At 67.0% G+C, this 26,669-nt stretch carries 17 protein-coding genes and 1 tRNA gene; 11 read left to right on the top strand and 7 right to left on the bottom strand.

The window, feature by feature from the left end; translation table 11 throughout:
* Nucleotides 1-16: 16 nt before the first annotated feature.
* A complete protein-coding gene (locus KRX52_RS00975) occupies nucleotides 17-253 on the bottom strand; it encodes a DUF3565 domain-containing protein (RefSeq protein WP_217679276.1) in 237 nt (78 codons plus the stop codon).
* A gap of 77 nt (nucleotides 254-330) precedes the next feature.
* Nucleotides 331-1,809: a dGTPase gene (dgt, locus tag KRX52_RS00970; RefSeq protein WP_217679275.1), complete on the bottom strand. Its 1,479-nt coding sequence runs from the start codon at nucleotides 1,807-1,809 to the stop codon at nucleotides 331-333.
* Nucleotides 1,810-1,978: 169 nt separating this feature from the next.
* Here dgt and recC point away from each other — a divergent pair, with 169 nt between their 5' ends.
* From recC to KRX52_RS00945, 5 genes are all read left to right on the top strand, one after another.
* Nucleotides 1,979-5,437 carry an exodeoxyribonuclease V subunit gamma gene (gene recC, locus KRX52_RS00965; protein ID WP_217679274.1) on the top strand — a complete coding sequence of 1,153 codons (3,459 nt, stop codon included), beginning with the start codon at nucleotides 1,979-1,981 and terminating at the stop codon, nucleotides 5,435-5,437.
* Nucleotides 5,434-9,105, top strand: a complete 3,672-nt coding sequence (gene recB / locus KRX52_RS00960) for an exodeoxyribonuclease V subunit beta (RefSeq protein WP_217679273.1) — start codon at nucleotides 5,434-5,436, stop codon at nucleotides 9,103-9,105. The genes recC and recB overlap by 4 nt, the downstream gene beginning before the upstream one ends.
* Entirely contained in the window at nucleotides 9,102-11,189 is a 2,088-nt protein-coding gene (gene recD, locus KRX52_RS00955) for an exodeoxyribonuclease V subunit alpha (RefSeq protein ID WP_217679272.1), read from the top strand. The genes recB and recD overlap by 4 nt, the downstream gene beginning before the upstream one ends.
* Nucleotides 11,190-11,335: 146 nt before the next feature.
* Nucleotides 11,336-11,782 carry a bacteriohemerythrin gene (locus KRX52_RS00950; RefSeq protein ID WP_254797301.1) on the top strand — a complete coding sequence of 149 codons (447 nt, stop codon included), beginning with the start codon at nucleotides 11,336-11,338 and terminating at the stop codon, nucleotides 11,780-11,782.
* A 66-nt stretch (nucleotides 11,783-11,848) separates the two neighbouring features.
* Nucleotides 11,849-12,640 (top strand): SIR2 family NAD-dependent protein deacylase, encoded by a 792-nt coding sequence (locus KRX52_RS00945; protein ID WP_217679271.1) that lies wholly within the window; start codon nucleotides 11,849-11,851, stop codon nucleotides 12,638-12,640.
* Here the strand turns inward: KRX52_RS00945 and KRX52_RS00940 are convergent.
* The 3 genes from KRX52_RS00940 to KRX52_RS00930 form a co-directional block, all read right to left on the bottom strand.
* Entirely contained in the window at nucleotides 12,624-12,875 is a 252-nt protein-coding gene (locus KRX52_RS00940) for a hypothetical protein (RefSeq protein ID WP_217679270.1), read from the bottom strand. The two genes, KRX52_RS00945 and KRX52_RS00940, sit on opposite strands and share 17 nt — an antisense overlap.
* A 288-nt stretch (nucleotides 12,876-13,163) precedes the next feature.
* Nucleotides 13,164-13,239: transfer RNA gene (locus KRX52_RS00935), tRNA-Asn, on the bottom strand.
* 69 nt (nucleotides 13,240-13,308) lie between these two features.
* On the bottom strand, nucleotides 13,309-14,505 hold the full coding sequence (locus KRX52_RS00930; RefSeq protein WP_217679269.1) for an amino acid aminotransferase: 1,197 nt from the start codon (nucleotides 14,503-14,505) through the stop codon (nucleotides 13,309-13,311).
* A gap of 187 nt (nucleotides 14,506-14,692) precedes the next feature.
* On the opposite strand from KRX52_RS00930, the gene uvrB reads away from it, so the two are divergent.
* Both uvrB and KRX52_RS00920 read left to right on the top strand, forming a co-directional pair.
* Entirely contained in the window at nucleotides 14,693-16,708 is a 2,016-nt protein-coding gene (gene uvrB / locus KRX52_RS00925; RefSeq protein WP_217679268.1) for an excinuclease ABC subunit UvrB, read from the top strand.
* Nucleotides 16,709-16,780: 72 nt separating this feature from the next.
* Nucleotides 16,781-17,587, top strand: coding sequence for an MOSC domain-containing protein (locus KRX52_RS00920; RefSeq protein ID WP_217679267.1), 807 nt, complete (start codon nucleotides 16,781-16,783; stop codon nucleotides 17,585-17,587).
* A 137-nt stretch (nucleotides 17,588-17,724) separates the two neighbouring features.
* On the opposite strand, the gene KRX52_RS00915 is transcribed toward KRX52_RS00920, so the two are convergent.
* Entirely contained in the window at nucleotides 17,725-19,659 is a 1,935-nt protein-coding gene (locus KRX52_RS00915; RefSeq protein ID WP_217679266.1) for a transglycosylase SLT domain-containing protein, read from the bottom strand.
* A gap of 139 nt (nucleotides 19,660-19,798) precedes the next feature.
* Here KRX52_RS00915 and KRX52_RS00910 point away from each other — a divergent pair, with 139 nt between their 5' ends.
* Together KRX52_RS00910 and KRX52_RS00905 are read left to right on the top strand one after the other, a co-directional pair.
* Complete coding sequence (locus tag KRX52_RS00910) at nucleotides 19,799-21,715, top strand: ATP-binding cassette domain-containing protein (RefSeq protein WP_217679265.1); 1,917 nt, start codon at nucleotides 19,799-19,801, stop codon at nucleotides 21,713-21,715.
* Between the two features lie 26 nt (nucleotides 21,716-21,741).
* A complete protein-coding gene (locus KRX52_RS00905; protein WP_217679264.1) occupies nucleotides 21,742-22,434 on the top strand; it encodes a DUF6901 family protein in 693 nt (230 codons plus the stop codon).
* 53 nt (nucleotides 22,435-22,487) lie between these two features.
* On the opposite strand, the gene KRX52_RS00900 is transcribed toward KRX52_RS00905, so the two are convergent.
* Nucleotides 22,488-22,928, bottom strand: coding sequence for a universal stress protein (locus KRX52_RS00900; RefSeq protein WP_217679263.1), 441 nt, complete (start codon nucleotides 22,926-22,928; stop codon nucleotides 22,488-22,490).
* A gap of 326 nt (nucleotides 22,929-23,254) precedes the next feature.
* Here KRX52_RS00900 and fadB point away from each other — a divergent pair, with 326 nt between their 5' ends.
* Nucleotides 23,255-25,402, top strand: coding sequence for a fatty acid oxidation complex subunit alpha FadB (fadB, locus tag KRX52_RS00895; protein WP_217679262.1), 2,148 nt, complete (start codon nucleotides 23,255-23,257; stop codon nucleotides 25,400-25,402).
* Nucleotides 25,403-25,430: 28 nt separating this feature from the next.
* On the top strand, nucleotides 25,431-26,606 hold the full coding sequence (gene fadA / locus KRX52_RS00890) for an acetyl-CoA C-acyltransferase FadA (RefSeq protein WP_217679261.1): 1,176 nt from the start codon (nucleotides 25,431-25,433) through the stop codon (nucleotides 26,604-26,606).
* Nucleotides 26,607-26,669: the final 63 nt, after the last annotated feature.

Genomic DNA, 26,669 nt, shown 5'->3' with positions numbered 1-26,669 from the left:
CAAAGCAGCGCTCGGGTCATGGTGTTCGACCTGGCCCATCCGGCGCCTGGGGCCGATCCGCTGGCGCACCCTCAGCGCATTTCCGGCACTCCAATTCGTAACCCAGCATCCGCGCCCGTCCCTCGGCGGTGACCGCCCACGGCCGGCTGGCCCACGGCGGGTTGTGGCGCACATGCTGGTTGTGGCCGCAGGCAAGCTCGGCGACCCAGTGGTTTTCGTCGTCAAGATGGAAGCCAGTAATAGGTTGATGCATAAAAAATCAGGATGAATCGTTAGTGTTGTTTTTTTATTTTTGACTTGGCCTCTCGGGCGTGAGAGGCCGGTTTTTGGCTATATTGATGCGCTTAGATTCTTATATTCGTCTAGTGCGAAATTGTCGGTCATTCCGCTGATGTAGTCGGTTATGAGTCTGGTTCTGTGGTAGAGCTCGAGCATGTGTAGTGCTGGCTCTGCGAGCTCTTTCTCATTTAATTCTTTTATTGACTTTAAATAGGCTGATTTGTGCTTGCTGGATAGTTTGTGGTAAAGGCGTGTTTCAATTGGCTTGCCTTTTATGCTGTTTTCAGTTATGAGGAATTGGAAGTCCTTGTGGTTTAGTTTTAATAGTGGGGAGTATATGTTTAGAAGTCCTGCTATAACTGCGTATCCCTTAAGCTCTAAGTCTTCAACTTCTTTGTTGGTGAAAACGAATTTTCTTGCAATGGTGCGAAGAGTTTCAGTTGCAAGATGAAATTTGTCGTTTCCTTCTAGTAGTGACTCGTCAAGATTTCCGTTGAAGATGCTTTCGTGGTTGTCGGTGTAGCGTTGAGCTGCATATTTCGAAAGGTCATTAACAAGTGTTGTTCTGAATTTTAGTATGTACTTGTGTTCCTTGTCGTGCTCGGAGGATTTGTAATCATGGTATGCGCTTCCCGTGATTCTTAGGAAGTATTCCTTGTCAAACCCTTCGGGTTTGTTTTCAGTTAGGGTTTTCCATGTGCTTTCTAGGGATTCGTTCAGTTTTTTTATTGATAATATGCCCTTTTCTACAGCGTCATCTATGTCTGCAATGCAATATGATATGTCGTCTGCAGCTTCCATTATGTATGTTAGGGGGAACCGGCAGCCGTCAGCGATGGAGAGGGCTTGTTTGATTTCTTCGAACAAAGGTTCTTCTGTTAGATAGAAGCCGGGTTTTTTCTTTCTGTAATAGAAGGGGTCTCCTTCTCGCGGCTTTTCTTCGTATGCTGCGCGCGTATATTTTATTAAGCATGCTAGCTGTGTGTAGGTCAGATTTAGTGCTTGTAGGCTATGTAGAGTTCTAAGCGCTTGCGCGTTGCCCTCGAAGTTGCAGAGGTCTTTTATTATTTTTTCCAGATCGTTGTTGCATTGTGGTTGATCATTGAATAGTTTTTCGAATAGTGGCTTTACAAAATCATGACTCCAGCTACATATGGCTTCCTCTCCGAAGTGTCCGAAGGGAGGATTTCCAATGTCGTGAAGCAAGCACGCCATTTCAATGGTGCTTATGAATCCGTCTTTAAGGTTTTGGAGATTTAGTTTTTCTTGTTCGTTGCTTTCCCCAAGATTGGCTAGTATTAATTTTGCTATGTATCTTCCGGTTTGTTGTACTTCTAGTGAGTGCGTGAGTCGGCTTCTGACTGCGGAGTTTGTTTCGAGGGGGAATACTTGGGTTTTCTGTTGTAATCGTCGGATTGCTGCGGAGTTTATGGCTCGGCCGCGATCACTTTCCATTTCTTCGTTGAATTCTCTCCCTTCTACTGTTGATTGTCGGAACCTTTGGCAGGTTAGCTTTTGTGTGTAATCCATTGTTTGGAGCGTCCTAGTTGATCTGAATGCCGGAAAATACCCAAATGCTGTTGGTGTGTCCATTTGCGATGATATTCACACGCCTTGTGTCGAGCTGGAGCTCCGCCGCGACACCCTTTGTCGCACCCCGGTGGCACAATGTGCGCTCTGTCGGTGAAGGGAGCGAGACATGCAGGGCAACGAGCTGACGCCGGGGCTGATGGTGGTGCACGGCAACCGCCTGGAGGAGCTGCGCGAGCTGGCGGTGGCGTGGATGCAGCGCCATCCGCTGGCGCCGCTGGAGAACGAGGTGGTGCTGGTGCAGAGCAACGGCATCGCCCAGTGGCTGAAGCTGGCGCTGGCCGCCCAGGACAGCTGCGGCATCGCCGCGGCGATCCAGGTCGAACTGCCGGCGCGCTTCCTCTGGCAGACCTACCGCGCCGTGCTGGGCAGTGACAGCATTCCGCTGGAGTCGCCGCTGGACAAGGCGCCGCTGACTTGGCGGCTGATGCGCCTGCTGCCAGGACTGCTGGGAGGCGAGACGTTCGCCCCGCTGCGCCGCTTCCTCGCCGACGACAATGATCTGCGCAAGCGCCACCAGCTGGCCGAGCGCCTGGCCGACCTGTTCGACCAGTACCAGGTGTACCGCGCCGACTGGCTGGCCGATTGGGCCGCCGGGCTGGATCAGCTGCGCACTTCGCGCAACGGCGCCAAGCCGCTGGACGAGGCGGTGCGCTGGCAGCCGGCGCTGTGGCGCGCGCTGCTGGACGACGTCGGCCGCGAGCAGCTGGGCGAGAGTCGCGCCGGCGTGCACCCGCGCTTCGTCGAGCACTTGCGCAATGTGGAAGAGGCGCCGCGCGGCCTGCCGCGTCGGGTGATCGTGTTCGGTATCTCCTCGCTGCCGGCGCAGATGGTCGAGGCGCTGGCCGCCTTGGCGCGCTTCAGCCAGGTGCTGCTCTGCGTGCATAACCCCTGCCGCCACCACTGGGGCGACATCGTTCCCGACCAGGACCTGCTGCGCCACCAGTACCGCCGCCAGCAGCGCAAGGGCGGCATGCTGCCGGGCCTGTCCGCCGACGAACTGCACCAGCACGCCCATCCGCTGCTGGCCGCCTGGGGCAAGCAGGGCCGCGACTACATCAACCTGCTCGACCAGCACGACGACCCCGAGCACTACCGCGAGCGCTTCGCCGCGATCAATCAGCGCATCGACCTGTTCGGCGAGGGCGACACCGCCCACCTGCTCGGCCAGTTGCAGGACGACATCCTCGAGCTGCGCCCGCTGGCGGAAACCCGCGAGCACTGGCCGCCGTTCTATCCGGCGCAGGACCAGTCGCTGCGCTTCCATGTCGCCCACAGCGCGCAGCGCGAGGTGGAGATCCTCCACGACCAGCTGCTGGCGCGCTTTTCCGCCGACCCCAGCCTGCGTCCGCGCGAGATCATCGTCATGGTGCCGGACGTCAACGCCTACGCCCCGCACATCCAGGCGGTGTTCGGCCAGTACGCCCAGGACGACGCCCGCTACATCCCCTTCACCCTGGCCGACCAGGGCCAGCGCGGCTGCGAGCCGCTGCTGATCGCCGTCGAGCACCTGCTGAAATTGCCGGAAGGCCGGCTGACCGTCAGCGAGGTGCTCGACCTGCTCGACGTGCCGGCGCTGCGCGCGCGCTTCAATATCGACGAGAGCGAGCTGCCGACCCTGCACCGCTGGATCGAGGGCGCCGGCATCCGCTGGGGCCTGGACGCCGAGCGCCGCGCCGCGCTGGGCCTGCCGGACGGCCTGGAGCAGAACACCTGGCGCTTCGGCCTGCGCCGCATGCTGCTCGGCTACGCGGTGGGCAGCGGCGCCGCCTATGGCGAGATCGAGCCTTTTGACGAGATCGGCGGGCTGGATGCCGCGCTGATCGGCCCGCTGGTCAAGCTGCTGGATGCCCTCGACACCCTGCATCGGCGTCTGTCTCAGCCGGCCACGCCGCAGCAGTGGGGCGACACCTTGCGCGCGCTGCTCGCCGATTTCTTCGTCGCGCAGAACGAGCGCGACGAGACCCTGCTCGGCCAGCTGGGCGAGGCGCTGGATGGCTGGCTGGAGCTGTGTGCTGGCGTCCATCTCGACGAGGAACTGCCGCTCACCGTGGTGCGCGAGGCCTGGCTCGGCGCGCTGGACCAGGGCCGCCTGAGCCAGCGCTTCCTCGCCGGCGCGGTGAACTTCTGCACCCTGATGCCGATGCGCGCCATCCCGTTCCGCATTGTCTGCCTGCTCGGCATGAACGACGGCGACTACCCGCGCAGCGTGACCCCGCTGGACTTCGACCTGATGGCCGGCGACTACCGCCCCGGCGACCGCTCGCGCCGCGAGGACGACCGCTACCTGCTGCTGGAGGCGCTGCTCGCCGCCCGGGAGCAGCTCTATGTGAGCTGGGTGGGCCGCAGCATCCGCGACAACAGCGAGCGGCCGGCCTCGGTGCTGGTCGGCCAGCTGCGCGACCATCTCGGCAGCGGCTGGAGCCTGGCCGGCGGTGGCGACCTGTTGCACGCGCTGACCACCGAGCACCCGCTGCAGCCGTTCAGCCGCCGCTATTTCGCCGGCGGTAGCGAGCTGTTCAGCTACGCCCGCGAGTGGGCCGAGCTGCACCGGCAGGCCGCGGCGGCCGGCGCGGCCGAACAGACGCTGCCGGAGTTCAAGGCCGACGCCCCGCTGGCGCTGGAGACCCTGCAGAATTTCCTGCGCGATCCGGTCAAGCACTTCTTCACCCAGCGCCTCAAGGTGCACCTCGACGAGGAGGCGCAGGCCCAGCTCGACGAGGAACCCTTCGGCCTCGACGGCCTGCAGCTGTATCAGCTGCGCCAGGAACTGCTCGGTGCCGCCACCCTGGCGTTGGAGGAGGGGGCCGAGCAGGTCGAGCCGGCGCTGCAGGCCACCGCCCTGCGCCTGCAGCGCAGCGGCCAGCTGCCGTTGGCCGGTTTCGGGGAGCGCCTGCGCGAGCAGGTGCTGGCGCCGCTGCCGGCGCAGATGCAGCGCTACCAGGCGCTGTACGCGCTGTGGCCGCACCGGCTGGAGTCACCCAGGCAATTGCAGTTCGCCCATGCCGGCGTCGAGCTGGACGGCTGGCTCGGTGGCCTGCGCAGTCGCGGCGACGAGGCGCTGGCGCGCATCGAGCTGCAGCCGGGCGAGCTGAAGAAGGACAAGAGCCTGAAGTGGCACCGCCTGCTGCGGCCCTGGGTGGCCCATGTCGCCGCCGCAGCCTGCGGCCTGCAATTGACCACCCTGCTGGTCGGCGAGGACGTCAGCCTCGAATTCACGCCGGTCGCCCAGGACGAGGCGCAGCAGATCCTCCAGCGCTGGCTGGAAGGCTGGCGCGACGGCCTGAACGCGCCGCTGCCGATGGCGCTGCAGACCGCCATCGCCTGGCTCAGCTCTGGAGGAGAGGGGGCCGAGGACGGGGACAAGGCGGCCGAGGCCGCGCGCAAGGCCTACGAGGGCGGCTACCAGCGCACCGGCGAGGTCGAGCAGAACGCCAGCCTGGCCCGCCAGTTCCCGGATTTCGCGGCGCTGACCGCCGACGGCGAGTTCTACCAGTGGAGCCACGACCTCTACCAGCCGCTGCTCAAGGCGGACATCAGCGAACTCAAGGAGGAGGCCAGCGCATGAGCCAGACCCCGAACCACGACCGCCCGCTGGCGCTGCGCTTCCCGCTGCACGGCAGCCGGCTGATCGAGGCCAGTGCCGGCACCGGCAAGACCTTCACCATCTCCGCCCTGTACCTGCGCCTGGTGCTCGGCCACGGCGGCGAGGACGGCTTCACCCGCGAGCTGCTGCCGCCGGAAATCCTCGTGGTGACCTTCACCGACGCCGCCACCCGCGAGCTGCGCGACCGCATCCGCGCCCGGCTGGTACAGGCGGCCAGAGTGTTCCGCGACGAAGAGCCGGGCGACGATCTGCTCCGCCAGCTGCGCGGCGATTTTCTGCCGGAGCAGTGGCCGGCCTGCGCCCGCCGCCTGGATATCGCTGCGCAGTGGATGGACGAGGCGGCGGTCTCCACTATCCACGGCTGGTGCCAGCGCATGCTGCGCGAGCACGCCTTCGACAGCGGCAGCCTGTTCACCCAGACCCTGGAAACCGACCACGGCGAGCTGATGGCCGAGGTGGTGCGCGACTACTGGCGCCAGCAATGCTACCCGCTGGACGGTGCGGCGCTGGCCTGGGTGATGAATCACTGGCAGCACCCGGACAAGCTGCTCAAGGACAAGCTGCGCCCGCTACTCGGGGAGCCGGGTGCCGCGCCGAGCGAGGCGCTGGGCGCGCTGCTGGAACGCGCGCTGGCCGAGCAGGCCCGCGAACTGGCCGAGCTGAAGGCGCCCTGGGCGGCCTGGGCCGACGAGCTGGAGGCGCTGCTGGATGCCGCCGTGGCGGCCAAGGCGGTGGACGGGCGCAAGATCCAGGCGCGCTACTACCAGCCGTGGTTCGCCAAGCTGCGCGAGTGGGCGGCCGGCGACGAGGCCGCCCTGGATATCGGCACCGGCTTCACCCGCCTGACCCCGGACGGCCTGGCCGAGGCCTGGAAGAAGGGCGAGCCGCCGCAGCACGCGGCACTGGACGCCATGGCCGGCCTGAAAGGTCGCCTGCAGGCGCTGGCCGGCCCCGCCGAGCCGGCGCAGCGCCACGCCGCCGCCTGGGTGCGCCAGCGCTTCGAACAGGAGAAGCGCCGCCGCGCCGAGATGGGCTTCGACGACATGCTCACCCGCCTGGACGACGCGCTGCAGGGTGACAACGGCGCGCGCCTGGCCGAAGTGATCCGCGGCCAGTTCCCGGTGGCGCTGATCGACGAATTCCAGGACACCGACCCGCTGCAGTACCGCATCTTCGACGCCATCTACCGCATCGAGGCCAACGACCGGGAAACCGGCCTGTTCCTGATCGGCGACCCCAAGCAGGCGATCTATGCCTTCCGCGGTGCTGACATCCACACCTACCTGCACGCCCGCCAGGCCACCGGAGGGCGTCACGCCAACCTGGACACCAACTTCCGCTCCAGCCAGGCGCTGGTCGATGCGGTCAACCGGGTGTTCCAGCTGGCCGAGCAGCGTGCGGACGGCCGTGGCGCCTTCCTGTTCCGCGAAGGGGCGGACAATCCGTTGCCGTTCCTCGAGGTCAAGGCCCGCGGTCGCCAGGAAACCTGGCAGGTCGCGGGCGAGCAGCCGGCGGCACTGAGCCTCTGGCACCTGGAAAGCCCGGAGCCGCTGTCCGGCACTGCCTACCAAGCGGAGATGGCCGCCCGCGCCGCCAGCGAGATCGCCCGCCTGCTCAATCTGGGCCAGCAGGGGCAGGCCGGCTTTGCCAAGAATGGTGAACTCAAGCCCCTGCGCCCCAGCGATATCGCCGTGCTGGTGCGCAACGGCAGGGAGGCCGAGGCGATCCGTAGCCAGCTGGCCCGGCGCGGGGTGCGCAGCGTCTACCTGTCGGACAAGGACTCGGTGTTCGCCAGCCAAGAAGCGCGCGACCTGCTGCTGTGGCTGCGCGCCTGCGCCGAGCCGGACGTCGACCGCCCGCTGCGCGCCGCGTTGGCCACCCGCAGCCTGGGCCTGGAGCTGGTGGAGCTGGAGCAGCTCAACCAGGACGAGCGCAACTGGGAGCGGCGGGTCATGCAGTTCCGTGGCTATCGCCAGCGCTGGCAGCGCCAGGGCGTGCTGCCGATGCTGCATCGGCTGCTGCACGACTTCGAGCTGCCGCAGCGCCTGATGGTGCGCGACGACGGCGAGCGCGCGTTGACCAATCTCTTGCACCTGGCCGAGCTGCTGCAGCAGGCCGCCGCCGAACTGGATGGCGAGCAGGCGCTGATCCGCTACCTGTCCGAGCTGCTGGCCGGCGAGATCCAGGCCGCCGAGGAGCAGGTACTGCGCCTGGAGAGCGACGCCGCGCTAGTGCGCGTGGTGACCATCCACAAGTCCAAGGGCCTCGAGTATCCGCTGGTGTTCCTGCCGTTCATCTGCGGTTTCCGCGCGGCGGAGGGTGGCCAGCCGCTGCAGGTCTACGACGGCGAGCGGCGTCTGCTGGTGCTCAATCCGGACCAGGCAACCATCGAGCGCGCCGACCGCGAGCGTCTCGGCGAGGAGCTGCGCCTGCTCTACGTGGCGCTGACCCGCGCCCGGCACGCCTGCTGGCTGGGCATCTCCGATCTCAAGGATGGCCGCGGCAAGAGTTCCGGCCTGCACCGTTCGGCGCTGGGCTACCTGCTCGGCGGCGGCACACCGCTGGCTGGCAGCGAAGCGCTGGCGCAGTGGCTCGAACCGCTGAACGAAGAGGGGGTGAGCGTGGTGCTGCCGGCGCCGGAAGCCAGCGATGAGCGCTTCGAGGAGCGACTGAGCGCCGAGGCCGAGCCGCACTGGCGCACCCCGGCGCGCAAGGCTGCCGAGCACTGGTGGATCGCTTCCTACAGCGCCCTGCGTACCGGCGAGACGGAGGAGGCTGCCACGCCGAGCCGCTTCGACGACGCCGCGCCGGACAGCCCGGCCGCGCAGAAGGCCGGCGACGACGAACGCGAGAACGTGTTCGTGCCGTTGCGCGCCGGTGACGTGCCGAGCCTGCACCGCTTCCCGCGCGGCCCCAATCCCGGCACCTTTCTCCACGGCCTGCTGGAACTGGCCGGCCGCGAAGGCTTCGCCGCCCTGGCCGCCGATCCCGCTCGGTTGCGCGACCAGATCGCCCGGCGCTGCCAGCTGCGTGGCATGACCGAGTGGATCGCAACCCTGGGCGACTGGCTGCTGGAGCTGCTGAGCACGCCGCTGGCGCTGGGCGAGGGCGCCCAGGCGGCGCTGGCCGAGCTGGCTACCTACCAGCCGGAGCTGGAGTTCTGGTTCGAGGCGCGCAACGTCGACGTGCGCCGCATCGACGCCCTGGTGCAGCGCCACGTGCTGCCCGGCCAGCCGCGCCCGGCGTTGAGCCGCGACACCCTCAACGGCATGTTCAAGGGCTTCATCGACCTGGTGTTCGAGCACGACGGCCGCTACTACGTGGTCGACTACAAGTCCAACTGGCTGGGTGGCGACGATACGGCCTACACCGCAGAGGCCATGGACGCGGCGGTGACCGGGCACCGCTATGACCTGCAGTACGTGCTCTACCTGCTGGCGCTGCACCGCCAGCTGCAATTGCGCCTGCCGGACTACGACTACGACCGGCACATCGGCGGCGCGCTCTATCTGTTCCTGCGCGGCAGCCGCGCGGAGGGGCAGGGCATCCACCATGCCCGCCCGCCGCGGGAGCTGATCGAGGCGCTGGATGCGCTGTTCAAGGGTAACGTCGAGGAGGACGTGGCATGAGAGAACAACTGTCCCTGCTGATGAGCGAGGCGGCGCCGGCCGCCGAACTGCACGATGTAGCCAGTCTGCTGGCGCTGCTGGAGGCCTGGGTCGACAAGGGCTGGCTGCGCGCCCTCGACCGCGCGCTGGCCGGCTTCTTCGCTGAGCTGGACGAGGCCAGCCCGCCGTTGGCGCTGCTCGCCAGCGCGCTGGCCAGCCACCAGCTCGGCCACGGCCACGTCTGCCTGGATCTGGCGGCGACCCTGGCCAGCCCGGACTTCGCCCTGTCGCTGCCGCCGGAAGGCGAGGACGCTGCGCGTGCCACCCTGCTGCCCTCGGAGATCCTCGCCGGCGTCGATCTGGCGCAGTGGCTGGAGGCCTTGCGCGGCAGCCGCCTGGTGGTGCTCGATGGTTCCGGGGAAGAGGCTCCGCTGGTGCTGCACGGCGCGCGCCTGTACCTGCGCCGCTACTGGAACTACGAGCGCGCGGTGGCCGCGGCCATCGGCGCGCGGCTGAGCGACGCGCCGCCGCTGCCGGCGGAGCTGTCCGCACGCCTGGCCCGGCTGTTCCCCGAGCCGCTGGTGCTGGACGGCGAGCGCCTGACCGACTGGCAGAAGCTCGCCTGCGCGTTGGCCGCGCGCGGCAGCTTCAGCCTGATCACGGGCGGCCCCGGCACCGGCAAGACCACCACGGTGGTGCGCCTCCTGGCGCTGCTGCAGGAGCCGGCGCTGGCCGCCGGCCAGCCGCTGCGCATCCGTCTCGCCGCGCCTACCGGCAAGGCAGCCGCGCGGCTGACCGAGTCGATCGGCGCCCAGGTTGCCTCGCTGCCGGTCGAGGAGGACGTGCGCCAGGCGATCCCCTGCGAGGTCACCACCCTGCACCGGCTGCTCGGCAGCCTGCCGGACAGCCGCCACTTCCGCCACCACGCCGGCAACCCGCTGCCGCTGGACGTGCTGGTGGTCGACGAGGCGTCAATGATCGACCTGGAAATGATGGCTTGCCTGCTCGCCGCCCTGCCGCGCCACGCCCGGCTGATCCTGCTCGGCGACAAGGACCAGCTGGCCTCGGTGGAGGCCGGCGCGCTGCTTGGCGACCTGTGCCGCGATGCCGAGGGCGGCTACTACAGCGCCGAGACCCGCGCCTGGCTGGAGGACATCGGCGACGAGCACCTGACCGACCCGGCTCTGAGGGAGGGCGATGCGGCGCGCCAGCCGCTGGCCCAGCGCACGGTGATGCTGCGCCACTCGCGGCGCTTCGGCAGCGGTTCCGGCATCGGCCGTCTGGCCCGCGCGGTGAACGCCCGCGATGCTGGGTTGGCGCGGGCGATCCTCGCCGAGGGCAGCGCCGACCTGCACGTGCTGCGCCTGCGCGGCGAGCAGGATGCGGCGCTGGAACGGCTGCTGCTCGACGGTCTGCCCACCACGGCAGCCGGCCAGCCGCAGGGCTACGCCCATTACCTGAAGGTGCTGCGCGAGTCGCGCCCGGCCGCGGATTGCCCGCCGGGCTCGGCGGAGTGGGATACCTGGGCGGCGCAGGTACTCAAGGCCTTCGACGACTTCCAGTTGCTCTGTGCCGTGCGCAAGGGCCCCTGGGGCGTGGAAGGGCTCAACCCGCGCATCGCCAGCGCGCTGCACAAGCGCGGCCTGCTGGAGGGCGAGCAGGGCTGGTACGAGGGCCGCCCGGTGCTGGTCACCCGCAACGACTACAGCCTGGGCCTGATGAACGGCGACATCGGCATCGCCCTGCGCCTGCCGGAGCCGGCCCAGCGCCCCGGCGAGGTGCCAACGACGGTGCTGCGCGTGGTGTTCCCGCGCAACGACGGCTCGGGCGGGTTGCGCTTCATCCTGCCCAGCCGGCTGAGCGCGGTGGAGACGGTGTTCGCCATGACCGTGCACAAGTCGCAGGGCTCGGAGTTCGCCCACACCGCGCTGATCCTGCCCGACACCCTCAACCCGGTGCTGACCAAGGAACTGGTCTATACCGGCATCACCCGTGCGCGGCACTGGTTCAGCCTGATCGAGAGCCGCGGCGGGGTGTTCGACGAGGCGGTGCGCCGCCAGGTGGAGCGGCGCAGCGGGCTGGTGGAGGCGCTGGCGAAGCCCTGATGGCGCCGGGATTCCGCCCCGGGAGGGCGGGGCATAATCCTTCAGTATAAGGGTGGACGGTTTTCCGGCTTTTTGACTCCGGTTACGGTCTTGAGGGGCTCGTAGTGTCAAAATGCCGGAAATCCACCTGCACCATGGACGGCCCTATGAGCTACATGAAATGGACCAGCGACCTGGAACTCGGCATCGAGGTCATCGACAACCAGCACCTGCGCATCGTCGAGTACATCAATGACTTGCATCGGGCCATCGACAACCAGAACCGCGTGGAAGTCGGCGAGGTGCTGGAGCAGCTGGTGGAGTACACCATGTCGCACTTCGCCTTCGAGGAAGATCTGCAGGAGCAGGCCGGCTACCCCTTCCACCATGCACACAAGAAGGTCCACGAGCTGTTCAACCGCAAGATCGAGGACTTCCAGTACCGCTTCGACCTGGGCGAGGATGTGTCCCGCCACTTGCTCACCACGCTGCGCGCCTGGTTGATCAATCACATCAAGCGCGATGACGCCGACTACGCCGAAACCGTCAAGGTCGCCCTGGCAGGTACGCTGAAGCCGCGCCCCAAGGGTTTCTTCGCCCGCCTGTTCGGTTGACCCCGGTTGCCGGATCGTTCGTCGTGCGGGTGATCGCAAAGGCCATTGCCGAGGAGATTCGCCCTCATGAACGACCTGCAAATCGTCGCCGAGGCCCTGCGCTGCGCTCGCCACCTGGTGGTGTTCACCGGCGCCGGGGTTTCGGCGGAAAGCGGCATTCCCACCTTCCGTGACGCGCTGAGCGGTTTGTGGCAGCGCTTCGATCCGGGCGAGCTGGCCACAGCGGAGGCGTTCCGGCGCGATCCGGCGCTGGTCTGGGGCTGGTACGAGTGGCGGCGGACGAAGGTGCTGCAGGCGCAGCCCAATCCGGCGCATCTGGCCATCGCCGAGCTGGCCCGCCACGTGCCGCAGCTGACCCTGGTGACCCAGAACGTCGACGACCTGCACGAGCGGGCCGGCAGCACCGAGGTCATCCACCTGCACGGCAGTCTGCACCAGCCGCGCTGCTTCGACTGTCAGCGGCCCTTCGCCGGGCTGGCGGACGATCCGCAGGAACCGGCCGAGGGCCGGCGGATCGAGCCGCCGCGCTGCCCTCGCTGCGGCGGCCCGGTGCGTCCCGGGGTGGTGTGGTTCGGCGAGATGCTGCCGGAGCCGGCGCTGCAGCAGGCCTTCGCTGCCGCCGAGGCCTGCGATCTGCTGCTGTCCGTCGGCACTTCGGGCGTGGTCTATCCCGCAGCGCAGATTCCGCAGCTGGCCCTGCAGGCCGGCGCGCGGGTGGTGCACATCAATCCGCAGCCGCTAGTGATCCAGGGGGTACGCGAGCACTGCCTGGTCGGCGCGGCAGGGATGGTGCTGCCGGAGTTGCTGGCCCGGGCCTTTGCCGGGGCCAGCCGGGATGACGTTAGTCGTCCTCGTTGAGGTCGAGGTAGTCGTTCACGAACTCGAGAATCTTTTCGGCGCTGCCGGGCAGGTCGGCGGACACGTAGGGCAGATCCTGCCAGTCGTCCTCCTTGCCGAAGGGACGCCAGCTGACATCGGCGTTGGCGCGGACGGTGTTGTAGCTGACCACGATGCTGCCATCGGTGATCTGCTCCCACTCGTCCTGTGCTTCGCCCGTGTGGCCCAGGGATTTCTTCAGTGTGCGAATGGTCATGTTCCCCCCTCCGGATGACGGTCGGTAGCTACAACCATAGGCGAGATTTTCGGCGGCGCAGGCCCGAGGCTCGGCAGGGGGGATTTTCAGGCAATAAAAAACCCCAGCCTAGGCTGGGGTTTTCTGGAATTTGGCTCCGCGACCTGGACTCGACGGCGCAAGCCGAACGCGCTTCAGCGCGGCCCCGAAGGGGTGAAGCCCGCAGGGCCGAATAACCTGGGACGCAGTCCCTGGTGAGAGTCCGGCACAAACGAAAAGACCCAGCCGGGGCTGGGTCTTTTCAGGATTTGGCTCCGCGACCTGGACTCGAACCAGGGACCCAATGATTAACAGTCATTTGCTCTACCGACTGAGCTATCGCGGAACAACGGTGCCTATCCTACTGATTTGAAAGGTGAAGTCAACCCCCTGAGGCTGACTTCACGCATTCGGTTCAGAGTACCTGGACGATGGCGCGGGTGACCACGTCGAGATTCTTGCTGTTCAGCGCAGCAACGCAGATGCGCCCGGTGCCGACGGCGTAGATGCCGAACTCGTTCTTCAGGCGCTCGACCTGCTCGCTGCTCAGGCCGGAGTAGGAGAACATGCCGCGCTGGCGGGCGACGAAGCCGAAGTCGCGCTTGGCGCCGTGGGCGGCCAGTTGCTCGACCATGCTGGTGCGCAGGCTGCGGATGCGCTGGCGCATTTCGCCCAGCTCTTCTTCCCACAGGGCACGCAGCTCGGGGCTGTTGAGTACCGCGGCGACGATGCTGGCACCGTGGGTCGGCGGGTTGGAGTAGTTGGTGCGGATCACCCGCTTGACCTGCGACAGCACGCGGCCGGCTTCTTCCTTGGACTCGGTGACGATCGACAGGGCACCGACACGCTCGCCGTACAGCGAGAACGACTTGGAGAAGGAGCTGGAGACGAAGAACTGCAGGCCGGAATCGGCGAACAGGCGCACCGCCTCGGCGTCCTCGGCGATGCCGTCGCCGAAGCCTTGGTAGGCGATGTCGAGAAACGGCACGTGGCCGCGCTCGCGCACCACTTCCAGGACCTGCTTCCAGTCGCTGGAGGACAGGTCGACGCCGGTCGGGTTGTGGCAGCAGGCGTGCAGCACGATGATCGACTGCGCCGGCAGGGCGCGCAGGTCGGCGAGCATGCCGGCCAGGTCAACGCCCTGGGTGGCGGCGTCGTAGTAGCTGTAGTTCTGCACCGGGAAGCCGGCGGACTCGAACAGCGCGCGGTGGTTCTCCCAGCTCGGATTGCTGATGGCGACCACGGCATTGGGCAACAGGCGCTTGAGGAAGTCGGCGCCGGTCTTCAGCGCGCCGGTGCCGCCGAGGGCCTGGGTGGTGACCACACGGCCTTCGGCCAGCAGGGCGGAGCCTTCGCCGAACAGCAGCTTCTGCACGGCGCTGTCATAGGCGGCGATGCCTTCGATCGGCAGGTAGCCGCGCGGCGCCTGGGCGGCCAGGCGGGCCTTCTCGGCCTCGATCACGGCGCGCAGCAGCGGAATACGGCCTTCCTCGGTGAAGTACACGCCTACGCCAAGATTGATCTTGCCCGGGCGGGTGTCGGCATTGAACGCTTCGTTGAGACCCAGGATGGGGTCGCGGGGAGCCATTTCGACGGCGGAGAACAGACTCATGTTCGGCAGCTCGGAGAGAATGAGGAGGAGAGGCGGTGTAACACCCTGCCGTCATTGCGGCTAGGGTGTTGTGCAAACGGGGCGATATTATAGACAGCACCATCCCGGTGCGGCGATACGCAGGTGTGGCGAAATTGGCCATTCGTGCGATGTGCGGTGCGGGCTGTCCCGGTCTTTCGAGGTTTCCATGTCCAAGTTCCATCTCGTCACCCGCTTCAAGCCCGCCGGCGACCAGCCGCAGGCGATTCGCCAGATGGTCGAGGGCCTCGAGGCCGGGCTATCGCACCAGACCCTGCTCGGCGTGACCGGCTCGGGCAAGACCTTCAGCATCGCCAACGTGATCGCCAAGGTGCAGCGGCCGACCCTGGTGCTGGCGCCGAACAAGACCCTGGCGGCGCAGCTGTACGGCGAGTTCAGGAGTTTCTTCCCGGACAACGCGGTGGAGTACTTCGTCTCCTACTACGACTACTACCAGCCGGAAGCCTACGTGCCGTCCTCGGACACCTACATCGAGAAGGACGCCTCGATCAACGACCACATCGAGCAGATGCGCCTGTCGGCAACCAAGGCGCTGCTCGAGCGGCCGGACGCGATCATCGTTGCCACCGTGTCGTCGATCTACGGTCTGGGCGATCCGGAGCTGTACCTGAAGATGGTCCTGCACGTCGACCGCGGCGACAAACTCGATCAGCGCGAACTACTGCGCCGTCTGGCCGAACTGCAGTACACCCGCAACGACATGGACTTCGCTCGCGCCACCTTCCGCGTGCGCGGCGACGTGATCGACATCTATCCGGCCGAATCGGAGCTGGAGGCGATTCGCGTCGAGCTGTTCGACGACGAGGTGGAGAGCCTGGCAGCCTTCGACCCGCTGACCGGCGAGGTGATCCGCAAGCTGCCGCGCTTCACCTTCTACCCCAAGAGCCACTACGTCACCCCGCGCGAGACGCTGCTGGAGGCGGTGGAGCAGATCAAGGTCGAGCTCAAGCAGCGCCTGGAGTACCTGCGTGCTCACGACAAGCTGGTGGAGGCACAGCGCCTGGAGCAGCGCACCCGCTTCGACCTGGAGATGATCCTCGAGCTGGGCTACTGCAACGGCATCGAGAACTACTCGCGCTACCTGTCCGGGCGCGAGCCCGGCGCGCCGCCGCCGACCCTCTACGACTATCTGCCGGACGACGCGCTGCTGGTGATCGACGAGTCGCACGTCACCGTGCCGCAGGTCGGCGCCATGTACAAGGGCGACCGCTCGCGCAAGGAAACCCTGGTGGAGTACGGCTTCCGCCTGCCCTCGGCGCTGGACAACCGGCCGATGAAGTTCGAGGAGTGGGAGGCGGCCAGCCCGCAGACCATCTTCGTCTCCGCCACCCCCGGCCCCTACGAGGCCGAGCACGCCGGGCGGGTGATCGAGCAGGTGGTGCGCCCGACCGGTCTGGTCGACCCGCAGCTGGAGGTGCGCCCGGCGACCACCCAGGTCGACGACCTGCTCTCGGAAATCCGCAAGTGCGTGGCCGCCGAGGAACGCGTGCTGGTCACCACCCTAACCAAGCGCATGGCCGAGGACCTCACCGACTACCTGAGCGACCACGACGTGCGGGTGCGCTACCTGCACTCGGACATCGACACCGTGGAGCGGGTGGAGATCATCCGCGACCTGCGCATCGGCGCCTTCGACGTGCTGGTCGGCATCAACCTGCTGCGCGAGGGCCTGGACATGCCCGAGGTGGCGCTGGTGGCGATCCTCGATGCCGACAAGGAGGGTTTCCTGCGCAGCGAGCGCTCGCTGATCCAGACCATCGGCCGCGCCGCGCGCAACCTCGGCGGTCGGGCGATCCTGTACGGCGACCGCATCACCGGCTCGATGCAGCGCGCCATCGACGAGACCGAGCGGCGCCGGGCCAAGCAGATCGCCTTCAACGACAAGCACGGCATCGTCCCGCAGGGCGTGAAGAAGGACGTGCAGGACATCCTCGAGGGCGCCACCGTGCCCGGCTCGCGCAGCCGCAAGCGCGGCGCGGCGGCCAAGGCGGCGGAGGAGAATGCCCGTTACGAGGCCGAGCTGCGCTCGCCGAGCGAGATCACCAAGCGCATCCGGCAGATGGAAGAGAAGATGTACCAGCTGGCGCGCGACCTGGAGTTCGAGGCCGCGGCGCAGCTGCGCGACGAGATCCAGAAGCTGCGCGAGCGCTTGCTGGCGCTGTAGTGCGCCGGCGGCGTGCTTGCCGGGGCCCTGCGCCAGTCGTTATAAGGCTTTTTTACCCAAGGACGCCCGGCCATGCTGCGACTCTCCGCGCTCTACCGTTTTCCGGTCAAATCCCTCGCCGGCGAGGCGCTGCAGCGCGTCGAAGTGGACGCCCTCGGCCTGGCCGGCGACCGGCGCTGGATGGTCGTCGATGCGGCCAGCGGTCGTTTCCTGACCCAGCGTCAGCTGCCGCGCATGGCGCAGATCTGCGCGCGCTGGCTGGATGAGCGGACGCTGCAGCTGAGCGCGCCGGGGCAGGCTGCCCTGACGGTGCCGGTGCCGCTGGCGGACCAGGCGTTGCGCGGGGTCAGCGTGTGGAGCGACAGTCTGCAGGTGCCGGATGCCGGTGATGCCGCGGCGCGGTGGCTCAACGTGTTGCTCGACCGCGATTGCCGGCTGGTGCATGTGCCGGCACAGCGCGCGCGGCAGGTGGACACGGCCTACGCCCAGGTGGGCGACAAGGTGGGCTTTGCCGACGGTTTTCCGTTGCTGCTGATCGGCCAGGCGTCGCTGGATGACCTGGCGGCGCGGGTCGGGCGGCCGCTGGAAATGCTGCGGTTCCGTCCGAATCTGGTGGTCGAGGGCGCGCTACCCTACGCCGAGGACGGCTGGCGGCGCCTGCGCATCGGCGACATCGAGTTCGAGCGGGTCAAGCCCTGTTCGCGCTGCGCCATTCCGACCCTCGATCCGCACAGTGGCGAGCGCGCCGAGGACGGTGAACCGCTGCGCACCCTGGCCACCTACCGCCGCGATGCCGAGGGCGTGTACTTCGGCCAGAACCTGATCCAGCGCGGTACCGGCGTGCTGGAGGTGGGCATGCCGGTGACCTTGCTGGATTGAGGCGATTCGTAGGGTGGGTTAGCCGCGTAGCGGCGTAACCCGCCAAGGATGCCGACAGGCATCCTTGCGCGGCATGGCGACCGTTCGGTGGGTTACGGCCTGCGGCCTAACCCACCCTACATTCGTGCCGAGTCGCCCTACTGCTGCGGCGCCAGTTCGCGCTCGTGCCACTCCACCAGTTTCTGCGGCGCGCCGAGCTTTTCCCCATAGATCACCGAATATGACAGCACGTTCTGCACGTACTGACGGGTCTCGTCGTAGGGGATGGTTTCGATCCAGATGTCGAAGGGCATGCGTTCGCTGCCGCTCAGCCACTGGCGCACGCGGCCGGGGCCGGCATTGTAGGCGGCCGAGGCGAGGATGCGGTTGCCGCCGAACTGGCCGTAGACTTGGCTGAGGTAGGCGGCGCCGAGCTGGATGTTGACGTTGGGATTGAGCGCCTGCTGCGGCGAGGCCAGCGGAATGCCGTAGCGCCGTGCGGTTTCCTTGGCGGTGGCCGGCATCAGCTGCATCAGGCCCATGGCGCCGACGCCCGAGCGCGCGTCGGCCATGAAGCCGCTTTCCTGGCGGGTGATGGCAAATACCCAGCTGGAGTGCAGGCCACGGCTGCGTGCCTCGCGGGTCAGGGTGTGCTGGTGGGCCATCGGGAAGCGCACGTCCAGGTCGTCCCAGTACTGCGCCTGGCTGATGGCGCGGATCGCCGGGAAGTACCATTCCATCTCGTAGCCGAGGCGCGCCTGGGCCACCAGCTCCTCGCGGCTGAACAGACGGCTGACGTGGTACCACTCGCGGCGGCCGTCGACGATCTGCCCGCGGGCATGGAATTCCAGGGCCCGGCGGATGCCGGCGGTATTGCGCACCTTCTGCATCACCTTCGGATCGAGGGCCATCGGCTTGTTGTTGAGTTGGTACGGCGCGTTGATCCGGTCGGCGGCGAGGAAACCGTAGAAATCGCGCTCGCCGGCCACCGGCTGGTACAGGCTCTGCGAGGCCTGGCTGTTGGGCTGGGCTAGCTGCAGGCTGCGCGCCTGCCAGTAGCGCCAGCGGTTGGTGGTGGCCAGATCGCCGGGCATCTGCCGGGTCAGTTGGTTGACCTCCGCCCAGCGCCCCAGGCGCAGCAGCAGGCGGCCGCGCCACTCGCTGACGGTGTCGTCGCGCAGCTCGGGGTCGTACTGGGTCATCACCTGCAGCGCGCGGGCATCGAAGCGGCGCGCCAGGGTCAGGCCGATCTCGCGGGCAATGGCGACCTTTTCCTCGTTGGAGAAGGGCAGGCGGCGGCTGTACTCCTCGAGCAGACCGAGGGCCTGCTCGGGATTCTGCCGGGCCAGGCGGCGCAGGCCGAGGCCGACGACGTCGGCGGTGTGGCGGTCGGTGGCGGCGAAGCGCTGGCGCTGCAGCAGCAGTTCGGGCTTCTGCGCCACGTCGAGCAGCAACAGGCCCTGGGGCGACAAGCTGCCGAGGGTGCGCACCAGGCTGGCGGCCAGACCGTAGTTGCGCGCCTCGGCGGCCAGCTTGGCGCGCTTCCAGCGCAGTTCCTCGGTCAGCCCGCCGCGGGCCTGCCAGAGGTCGAACAGGCGGTCGCAGGTGTTGGGCTGCGACTTGCCGACCAACCACAGGCGCTCGGCGGTCAGCGCGCCGTCGGCGGCCTTGCCGTGGCGGAACTGATACTCGCCGAACAGACAGTCCAGCTCGGTGAAGTTGAGGGCCGAGGAGTAGTGCTTGATGAAGGTCTGCCAGTCGTCGCGCTCGGCCAGCCAGCGCAGCCAGCGCAGCTTCATCCAGCCGATCTGTGGCAGGTCGCCGTGTTCGGTGAGGAAGGCCTCGATCTCCGCATTGCTGGCCGTCTTCAGGCGCAGGGTTAGCTCGTCGTAGGCCAGCAGCGGCTCCAGCGGGTAGTCGCGCAGGGCCTGGCGGGCGCGCAGGTAGGGCGCGGGGTCGTTCTTGGCCAAGGCGCGCTTGGCTTCGTCGTAGAGGGCCCGCTGCTGGGGCAGCGAGCTGGCGGTGGCGGGCTGGGCCAGCAGGCCGAAACCGGCCAGCAGGCAGACAAACAGGGCAAACGGACGAACGCGCATGGAAGTTTCGACGCTATGGGGGCGGGCTGGACGATGGCGTAAAGCTTAGCCTTCTGCCGCGCGGGGTTAAAGCAAAGCATTGTCCCCGGCCGCTACCAACTGCAGGTAGAATGCGCGCCGATTCCGATGGAGGCGCCCCATGACCCTGCTCAAGTTCACCGACGTATCCCTTGCCTACGGCGCCACGCCGTTGCTGGACGGGGTCTCGTGGCAGATCGCCCGCGGCGAGCGAGTGTGCATCATCGGCCGCAACGGCACCGGCAAGTCGAGCATGCTCAAGCTGGTGAAGGGCGACCAGCGTCCGGACGACGGCAATATCTGGCGCGCGCCGTCGCTGAAGATCGGCGAGCTGCCGCAGGAGCTGCCGCCGGCCGACGAGCGCACCGTGTACGACGTGGTGGCCGAGGGCCTGGCCGAGGTCGGCAAGCTGATCGCCCAGTACCACCACCTGTCCGAGCACATCCACAGTGCCGAGGACCTGGACAAGCTGTCGCACGTGCAGCAGGAGCTGGAGGCGCGCGACGGCTGGCGCCTGCAGCAGCTGGTGGAAAACACCCTGAGCCGCCTGCAGCTGCCGGCGGAAAAGACCCTGGCCGAACTCTCCGGCGGCTGGCGCCGGCGCGTGCTGCTGGCCCAGGCGCTGGTCGCCGAGCCGGACCTGCTGCTGCTCGACGAGCCGACCAACCACCTCGACATCGGCGCCATCGCTTGGCTGGAAGAGGCGCTGCTCGGCTTCAACGGGGCGGTGCTGTTCATCACCCACGACCGCGCCTTCCTGCAGAGCCTGGCCACGCGCATCCTCGAGCTGGATCGCGGCAACCTGATCGACTGGAACGGCGACTACGCCAGCTTCCTGGTCCACAAGGAGCAACAGCTGGCGGCGGAGGAGGCGGCCAACGCGCTGTTCGACAAGCGCCTGGCCCAGGAGGAAGTGTGGATCCGTCAGGGCATCAAGGCCCGTCGTACCCGTAACGAAGGCCGCGTGCGCGCCCTCAAGGAGATGCGTGCCGAGCGCAGCGAGCGGCGCGAGCGCCAGGGCACCGCCACCATCCAGCTGGAAGGCGCGGAAAAGTCCGGCAAGCAGGTGATCGTCGCCGAGCACGTGAGTTTCGCCCACCCGGGCGGCGAGCCGCTGATCCGCGACTTCTCCATGGTCCTGCAGCGCGGCGACCGCATCGGCCTGCTCGGCGCCAACGGCACCGGCAAGACCACCCTGCTCAAGCTGCTGCTCGGCGAACTGCAGCCGACCAGCGGCAGCATCCATATCGGCACCAAGCTGGAAGTGGCCTACTTCGACCAGCTGCGCCACCAGCTCGATGCGGAAAAGACGGTGATCGACAACATCGCCGAAGGCCGCGAATTCATCAGCATCGACGGGCAGAACCGCCACGTCCTCAGCTATCTCGGCGACTTCCTGTTCAGCCCGCAGCGGGCGCGCTCGCCGGTCAAGGCGCTGTCCGGTGGCGAGCGGGCGCGTCTGCTGCTGGCCAAGCTGTTCAGCAAGCCGGCCAACCTGCTGGTGCTGGACGAACCGACCAACGATCTCGACGTGGAAACCCTCGAGCTGCTCGAGGAGGTGCTGCTCGGCTTCCCCGGCACCGTGCTGATGGTCAGCCACGACCGTGCCTTCCTCGACAACGTGGTCACCAGCACGCTGGTGTTCGAAGGCGAGGGCCTGGTGCGCGAATACGTCGGCGGCTATCAGGACTGGCTGCGCCAGGGCGGCTCGCCGCGCCTGCTGGGCGTCGGCAAGGAAGCGTCGGGCAAGCCCGCGCGCGAAGACAAGCCGTCGCCGGCGCCGGTGGAGCCGGCCAGTGCGGCGCCCGTCGCAGTTGCGCGCAAGAAACTGAGTTACAAGGAGCAGCGTGAGCTGGATGCGCTGCCCGCCCAGATGGAGGCACTGGAGCGCGAGCAGGCGGCCCTGCAGGAAGAAGTCGCCAACCCCGACTTCTATCTGCGGCCGCAGGACGCCACCCATGCAGCGCTGGCTCGGCTGGAGTTCATCCAGCAGGAGCTGGACCGTTTGCTGGAGCGCTGGGCCGAGCTGGAAGGTTGATGACTGATAAGGACACGGAGTAGGGAATGACCATCGACTATAAGATCACCCTGGACGACAATCACGAGTTCAACTATCGGGTCGAGCTGGATCGCAGCTACGACCCGCAGCAGGCTGGCGATGCGCCACGCTGGACTCGGCTGGAGCACGAGCAGTGCAGCAACTGCCCGCTGAACAAGGACCTGCACCACCACTGCCCGGCGGCGGTTGACCTGTACCGGGTGATCGAGGATTTCCGCGGGCTGCCGGCCTTCCAGAAGGCCAAGGTGCGGGTGATCACCGCCGAACGCGAGTACTACAAGGAAGTCAGCCTCGAGGCCGGATTGCGTTCGCTGCTCGGCGTGCTGATGGCGACCAGTGCCTGCCCGATGCTCTGCCGGCTCAAGCCGATGGCCCTGCAGCACCTGCCGTTCGCCAGCAACCAGGAGTTCATCCTGCGCACCGTCTCGCTGTACCTGATGCGCCAGTACTACAACCTGCGCGAAGGCCGGCATGCCGACTGGGAGCTGAAGGGCCTGATCAAGAATTACCAGCAGCTGCAGCTGGTCAACCAGGCCTTCTGGCAGCGCATCCTCGCCACCTGCGAGGGCGACTCCAACCTCAAGGCCTTCCTCAGTTTCTTCTCCATGGCCTCCAGTGTGTCCTATTCACTGGAAGCCCAGCTCAGCAAGATCCGCCCGCTGGTGATGAGCACCAGCAGCGAGTTCAGTCTGTCCTGAGGCTGACGCGCCGCGTCAGGTGCAAGGCCTGATGCGGCGCCCGCGATCTCGACTTACTCCGGCTTGGGCAGGTGCACCGCCAGCACGTCGCAGGTGGCGCCGTGCAGCAGGTCGTTGGAGGTCGAGCCGAGCAGCAGGGCCAGGCCATGGCGGCCATGGCTGCCGGTCACGATCAGGTCGCAGCCCAGTTCGTGGGCCAGGCGATGGATTTCCTGGCGCGGCTGGCCGAATAGCAGCCGGCAGTTTTCCTTACCCAGTTGCGGGTGCTGGGTGGAAAAGGCTTCCAGCTGTTGGCGGGCCTGCTCGGTCTGCTGCTCCTGCAGGGCCGAGAGGTCCAGCGGGACATCGCCGCCGAAGGCCATGGACATGGGTTCGATCACGTGCACCAGCGTCAGCTTGGCCGCGCAGCAGCCGGCCAGCGCCTCGGCGCGTTCGATCACCTTGTGGCAGTCATCGGTCAGGTCGACCGCGATCAGCAGATGTTGGTAGGTCATGGCTGTTCTCCTTGGCAGCGCGTATTTAGGCCAGTATGGCCCGGTTCGCAGCGTGTCCGAAAGATGGTGAGTCCTGCGCACCAGCCGCGGCATGACATTGGTCATGCCTGACGCGCAACGCGGAGCCGCCGCCGCCTGGCGCAATTGACAAGCTCGCGGACTTCCCCGAAGGTGCCGGGCATCGATAAAACGAATAGATGAATCGGCTGTTTGCCGGGTTCGGTCGCTCCCGCCACCGATCATGCGGGATGGCCAGGGGCTATGCTCTTGGACACCGGCATGCCGGCTGCAGCGGGTTCGAGCTTACACAGCATGGAGATCAGTCGATGATTTACCAGGGTAAAGCCATCACGGTTCAGGCGCTCGAGGACGGCATCGCCGAGTTGCGGTTCGACCGCGTCGAGGAGGCGGTCAACAAGTTCGACCGGCTGACCCTGAGCGAACTGGGCAGCGCCATCGCGGAGATCCGCGGCAATGCGGCGATCCGCGGGGTGATCGTCACCAGCGGCAAGGAGGCCTTCATCGTCGGCGCCGATATCGGCGAGTTCCTCGGCCTGTTCGCTCTGCCGGAGGCCGCCTTGCTGGCCGCCAACCTGGAAACCAACGGCATCTTCAGCGCCTTCGAGGATCTGCCGCTGCCGACGGTGGTGGCGATCAACGGCCTCGCCCTCGGCGGCGGCCTGGAGATGTGCCTGGCGGCGGACTTCCGGGTGATGGCCGAGGGCGCCCGGATCGGCCTGCCGGAAGTGAAGCTGGGCATCAACCCCGGCTGGGGCGGCACCGTGCGCCTGCCGCGCTTGGTCGGTGCCGACAACGCCATCGAATGGATCGCTTCCGGCAAGGAAAACGATGCCGCGACGGCGCTGAAAGTCGGTGTGGTCGACGCGGTGGTCGCGCCGGAACGACTGCGCGAGGCGGCCCTTGACCTGTGTCGCCGCGCCATCGCCGGCGAGTTCGATCACCTGGCCCGCCGCCAGCCCAAGCTGGACAAGCTCAAACTCAACCAGATCGAGCAGATGCTGGCCTTCGAGAGCGCCAAGGGTTATGTGGCCGGCCAGGCCGGGCCGCACTATCCGGCCCCGCTCGAGGCGGTGAAGACCATCCAGAAGGCCGCCGGCCACGGCCGCGACAAGGCCCTGGAGATCGAGTCGCAGGCCCTGGTCAAGCTGGCCAAGACCGAGGTGGCGCGCAGCCTGGTCGGCCTGTTCCACAACGACCAGGAACTCAAGCGCAAGGCGCGCGGCTGGGAGAAGCAGGCCCGCGATGTGAAGCTGGCCGCGGTGCTCGGCGCCGGCATCATGGGTGGCGGCATCGCCTATCAGTCGGCCGTCAAGGGCACGCCGATCCTGCTCAAGGACATCCGCGAGGAGGCCATCCAGCTCGGCCTCGGCGAAGCGGCCAAGCTGCTTGGCCAGCGCGTGGAGAAGGGCCGCCTGACGCCGGCGCAGATGGCCGAGGCGCTCAATGCCATCCGGCCCACCCTGTCCTACGGCGACTTCGCCCAGGTCGATCTGGTGGTGGAAGCCGTGGTGGAAAATCCCAAGGTCAAGCAGGCGGTGCTGGCCGAGGTGGAGGGGCAGGTCAGGGCGGACACCATCCTGGCCAGCAATACCTCGACCATCTCGATCAACCTGCTGGCCAAGGCCCTGCAGCGCCCGGAAAACTTCTGCGGCATGCACTTCTTCAACCCCGTGCACATGATGCCGCTGGTGGAGGTGATCCGCGGCGAGCAGACCAGCGCGGCGGCCATCGCCACCACCGTGGCCTACGCCAGGAAGATGGGCAAGACGCCGATCGTGGTCAACGACTGCCCAGGCTTCCTGGTCAATCGCGTGCTGTTTCCGTACTTCGGCGGCTTCGCCCGCCTGATCGCCGCCGGCATCGATTTCCAGCGCATCGACCAGGTGATGGAGAAGTTCGGCTGGCCGATGGGGCCGGCCTACCTGCTCGACGTGGTCGGCATCGACACGGCCCACCATGCCCGCGAGGTGATGGCAGCCGGCTTTCCCGAACGCATGAAGGACGACGGGCGCAGCGCCATCGACGTGCTGTACGAGGCGGGCCGCCTCGGCCAGAAGAGCGGTCGGGGGTTCTACGCCTACCAGACCGACAAGGGCGGCAAGCCGAAGAAGGTCGCCGATCCGAGCGTGCACGAGCTGCTCAAGCCGGTGATCGGCGCGCCGCGTGAGCTGTCCGACGAAGACATCGTCGCCATCATGATGCTGCCGCTGTGTCTGGAGACGGTGCGCTGCCTGGAGGATGGCATCGTCGAGTGCGCCGCCGAGGCGGATATGGGCCTGGTCTACGGCATCGGCTTCCCGCCCTTCCGTGGCGGTGCGCTGCGCTACATCGACGCCCTCGGCGTGGCCGCGTTTGTCGAGCTGGCCGACCGCCATGTCGCGCTGGGGCCGCTGTACCAGCCGACCGCCGGCCTGCGCGCAATGGCCAGCGACGGCCGCAAGTTCTTCGCCTGAACCATCACCACTGGAGCAAGAGAATCGTATGAGCCTGAATCCGCGAGACGTGGTGATCGTCGACTTCGGCCGCACGCCGATGGGGCGTTCCAAGGGCGGCATGCATCGCCACACCCGTGCCGAGAACCTGTCGGCGCAGTTGATCACCCGGCTGCTGGCGCGCAACCCGCAGGTCGATCCGGCCGAGGTGGAAGACGTGATCTGGGGCTGCGTCAACCAGACCCTCGAGCAGGGCTGGAACATCGCCCGGATGGCCGCGCTGCTGACGCCGATCCCGCATACCAGCGGCGCGCAGACCGTCAGCCGCCTGTGCGGTTCGTCGATGAGCGCGCTGCACAGCGCCGCCCAGGCCATCCAGAGCGGCAACGGCGAGGTGTTCGTGATCGGCGGCGTCGAGCACATGGGCCATCTGCCGATGACCCACGGTGTGGATGCCAACCCGCAGCTGTCGCTGCACGCAGCCAAGGCCGCCGGGATGATGGGCCTGACCGCCGAATTGCTGGGCAAGATGCATGGCATCAGCCGCGAGGCCCAGGACCAGTTCGCCTGTCGCTCGCATCGCCTGGCGCATCAGGCGACCGTGGCCGGCCTGTTTCGCGACGAGCTGATTGCCCTGGAGGGCCACGACGCACAGGGTTTCCTCAGGGTCTTCGACTACGACGAAACCATCCGCCCGGAGACCACCCTGGAAGGACTGGCCGCGCTCAGGCCGGCGTTCGATCCGAAGCACGGCACTGTCACGGCCGGCAGTTCCTCGCAGATCACCGACGGCGCCTCGTGCATGATCGTGATGAGCGGGCAGCGTGCCATGGATCTCGGCCTGCAGCCGCTGGCGCGCATCCGCGCCATGGCAGTGGCCGGTGTCGATCCGTCGATCATGGGCTACGGGCCGGTGCCGGCGACACGCAAGGCGCTGCAGCGTGCCGGCCTCGGCATCGACGATATCGACTGCGTCGAGCTCAACGAGGCCTTCGCTGCCCAGGCGCTGCCGGTGCTCAAGGACCTCAAGCTGCTCGACAAGATGGACGACAAGGTCAACCTCAATGGCGGCGCCATTGCCCTCGGCCACCCGTTCGGCTGCTCCGGGGCGCGGATTTCCGGCACCCTGCTCAACGTGATGAAGCAGCGCGGCGCGACCTTCGGTCTGGCCACCATGTGCATCGGCCTCGGCCAGGGTATCGCGACGGTGTTCGAGCGCGTCTGATAGCCCATTGGTCGAGAACCGGGGCTGTGTGCCCCGGTTCTCGTTTTAGCGACACCATGAGGG

This window comes from Geopseudomonas aromaticivorans, assembly GCF_019097855.1.
GTDB lineage: Bacteria > Pseudomonadota > Gammaproteobacteria > Pseudomonadales > Pseudomonadaceae > Geopseudomonas > Geopseudomonas aromaticivorans.
The sequence above is the reverse complement of the archived record's forward strand: the minus strand, read 5'-3'. Positions and strand labels throughout refer to the sequence as shown.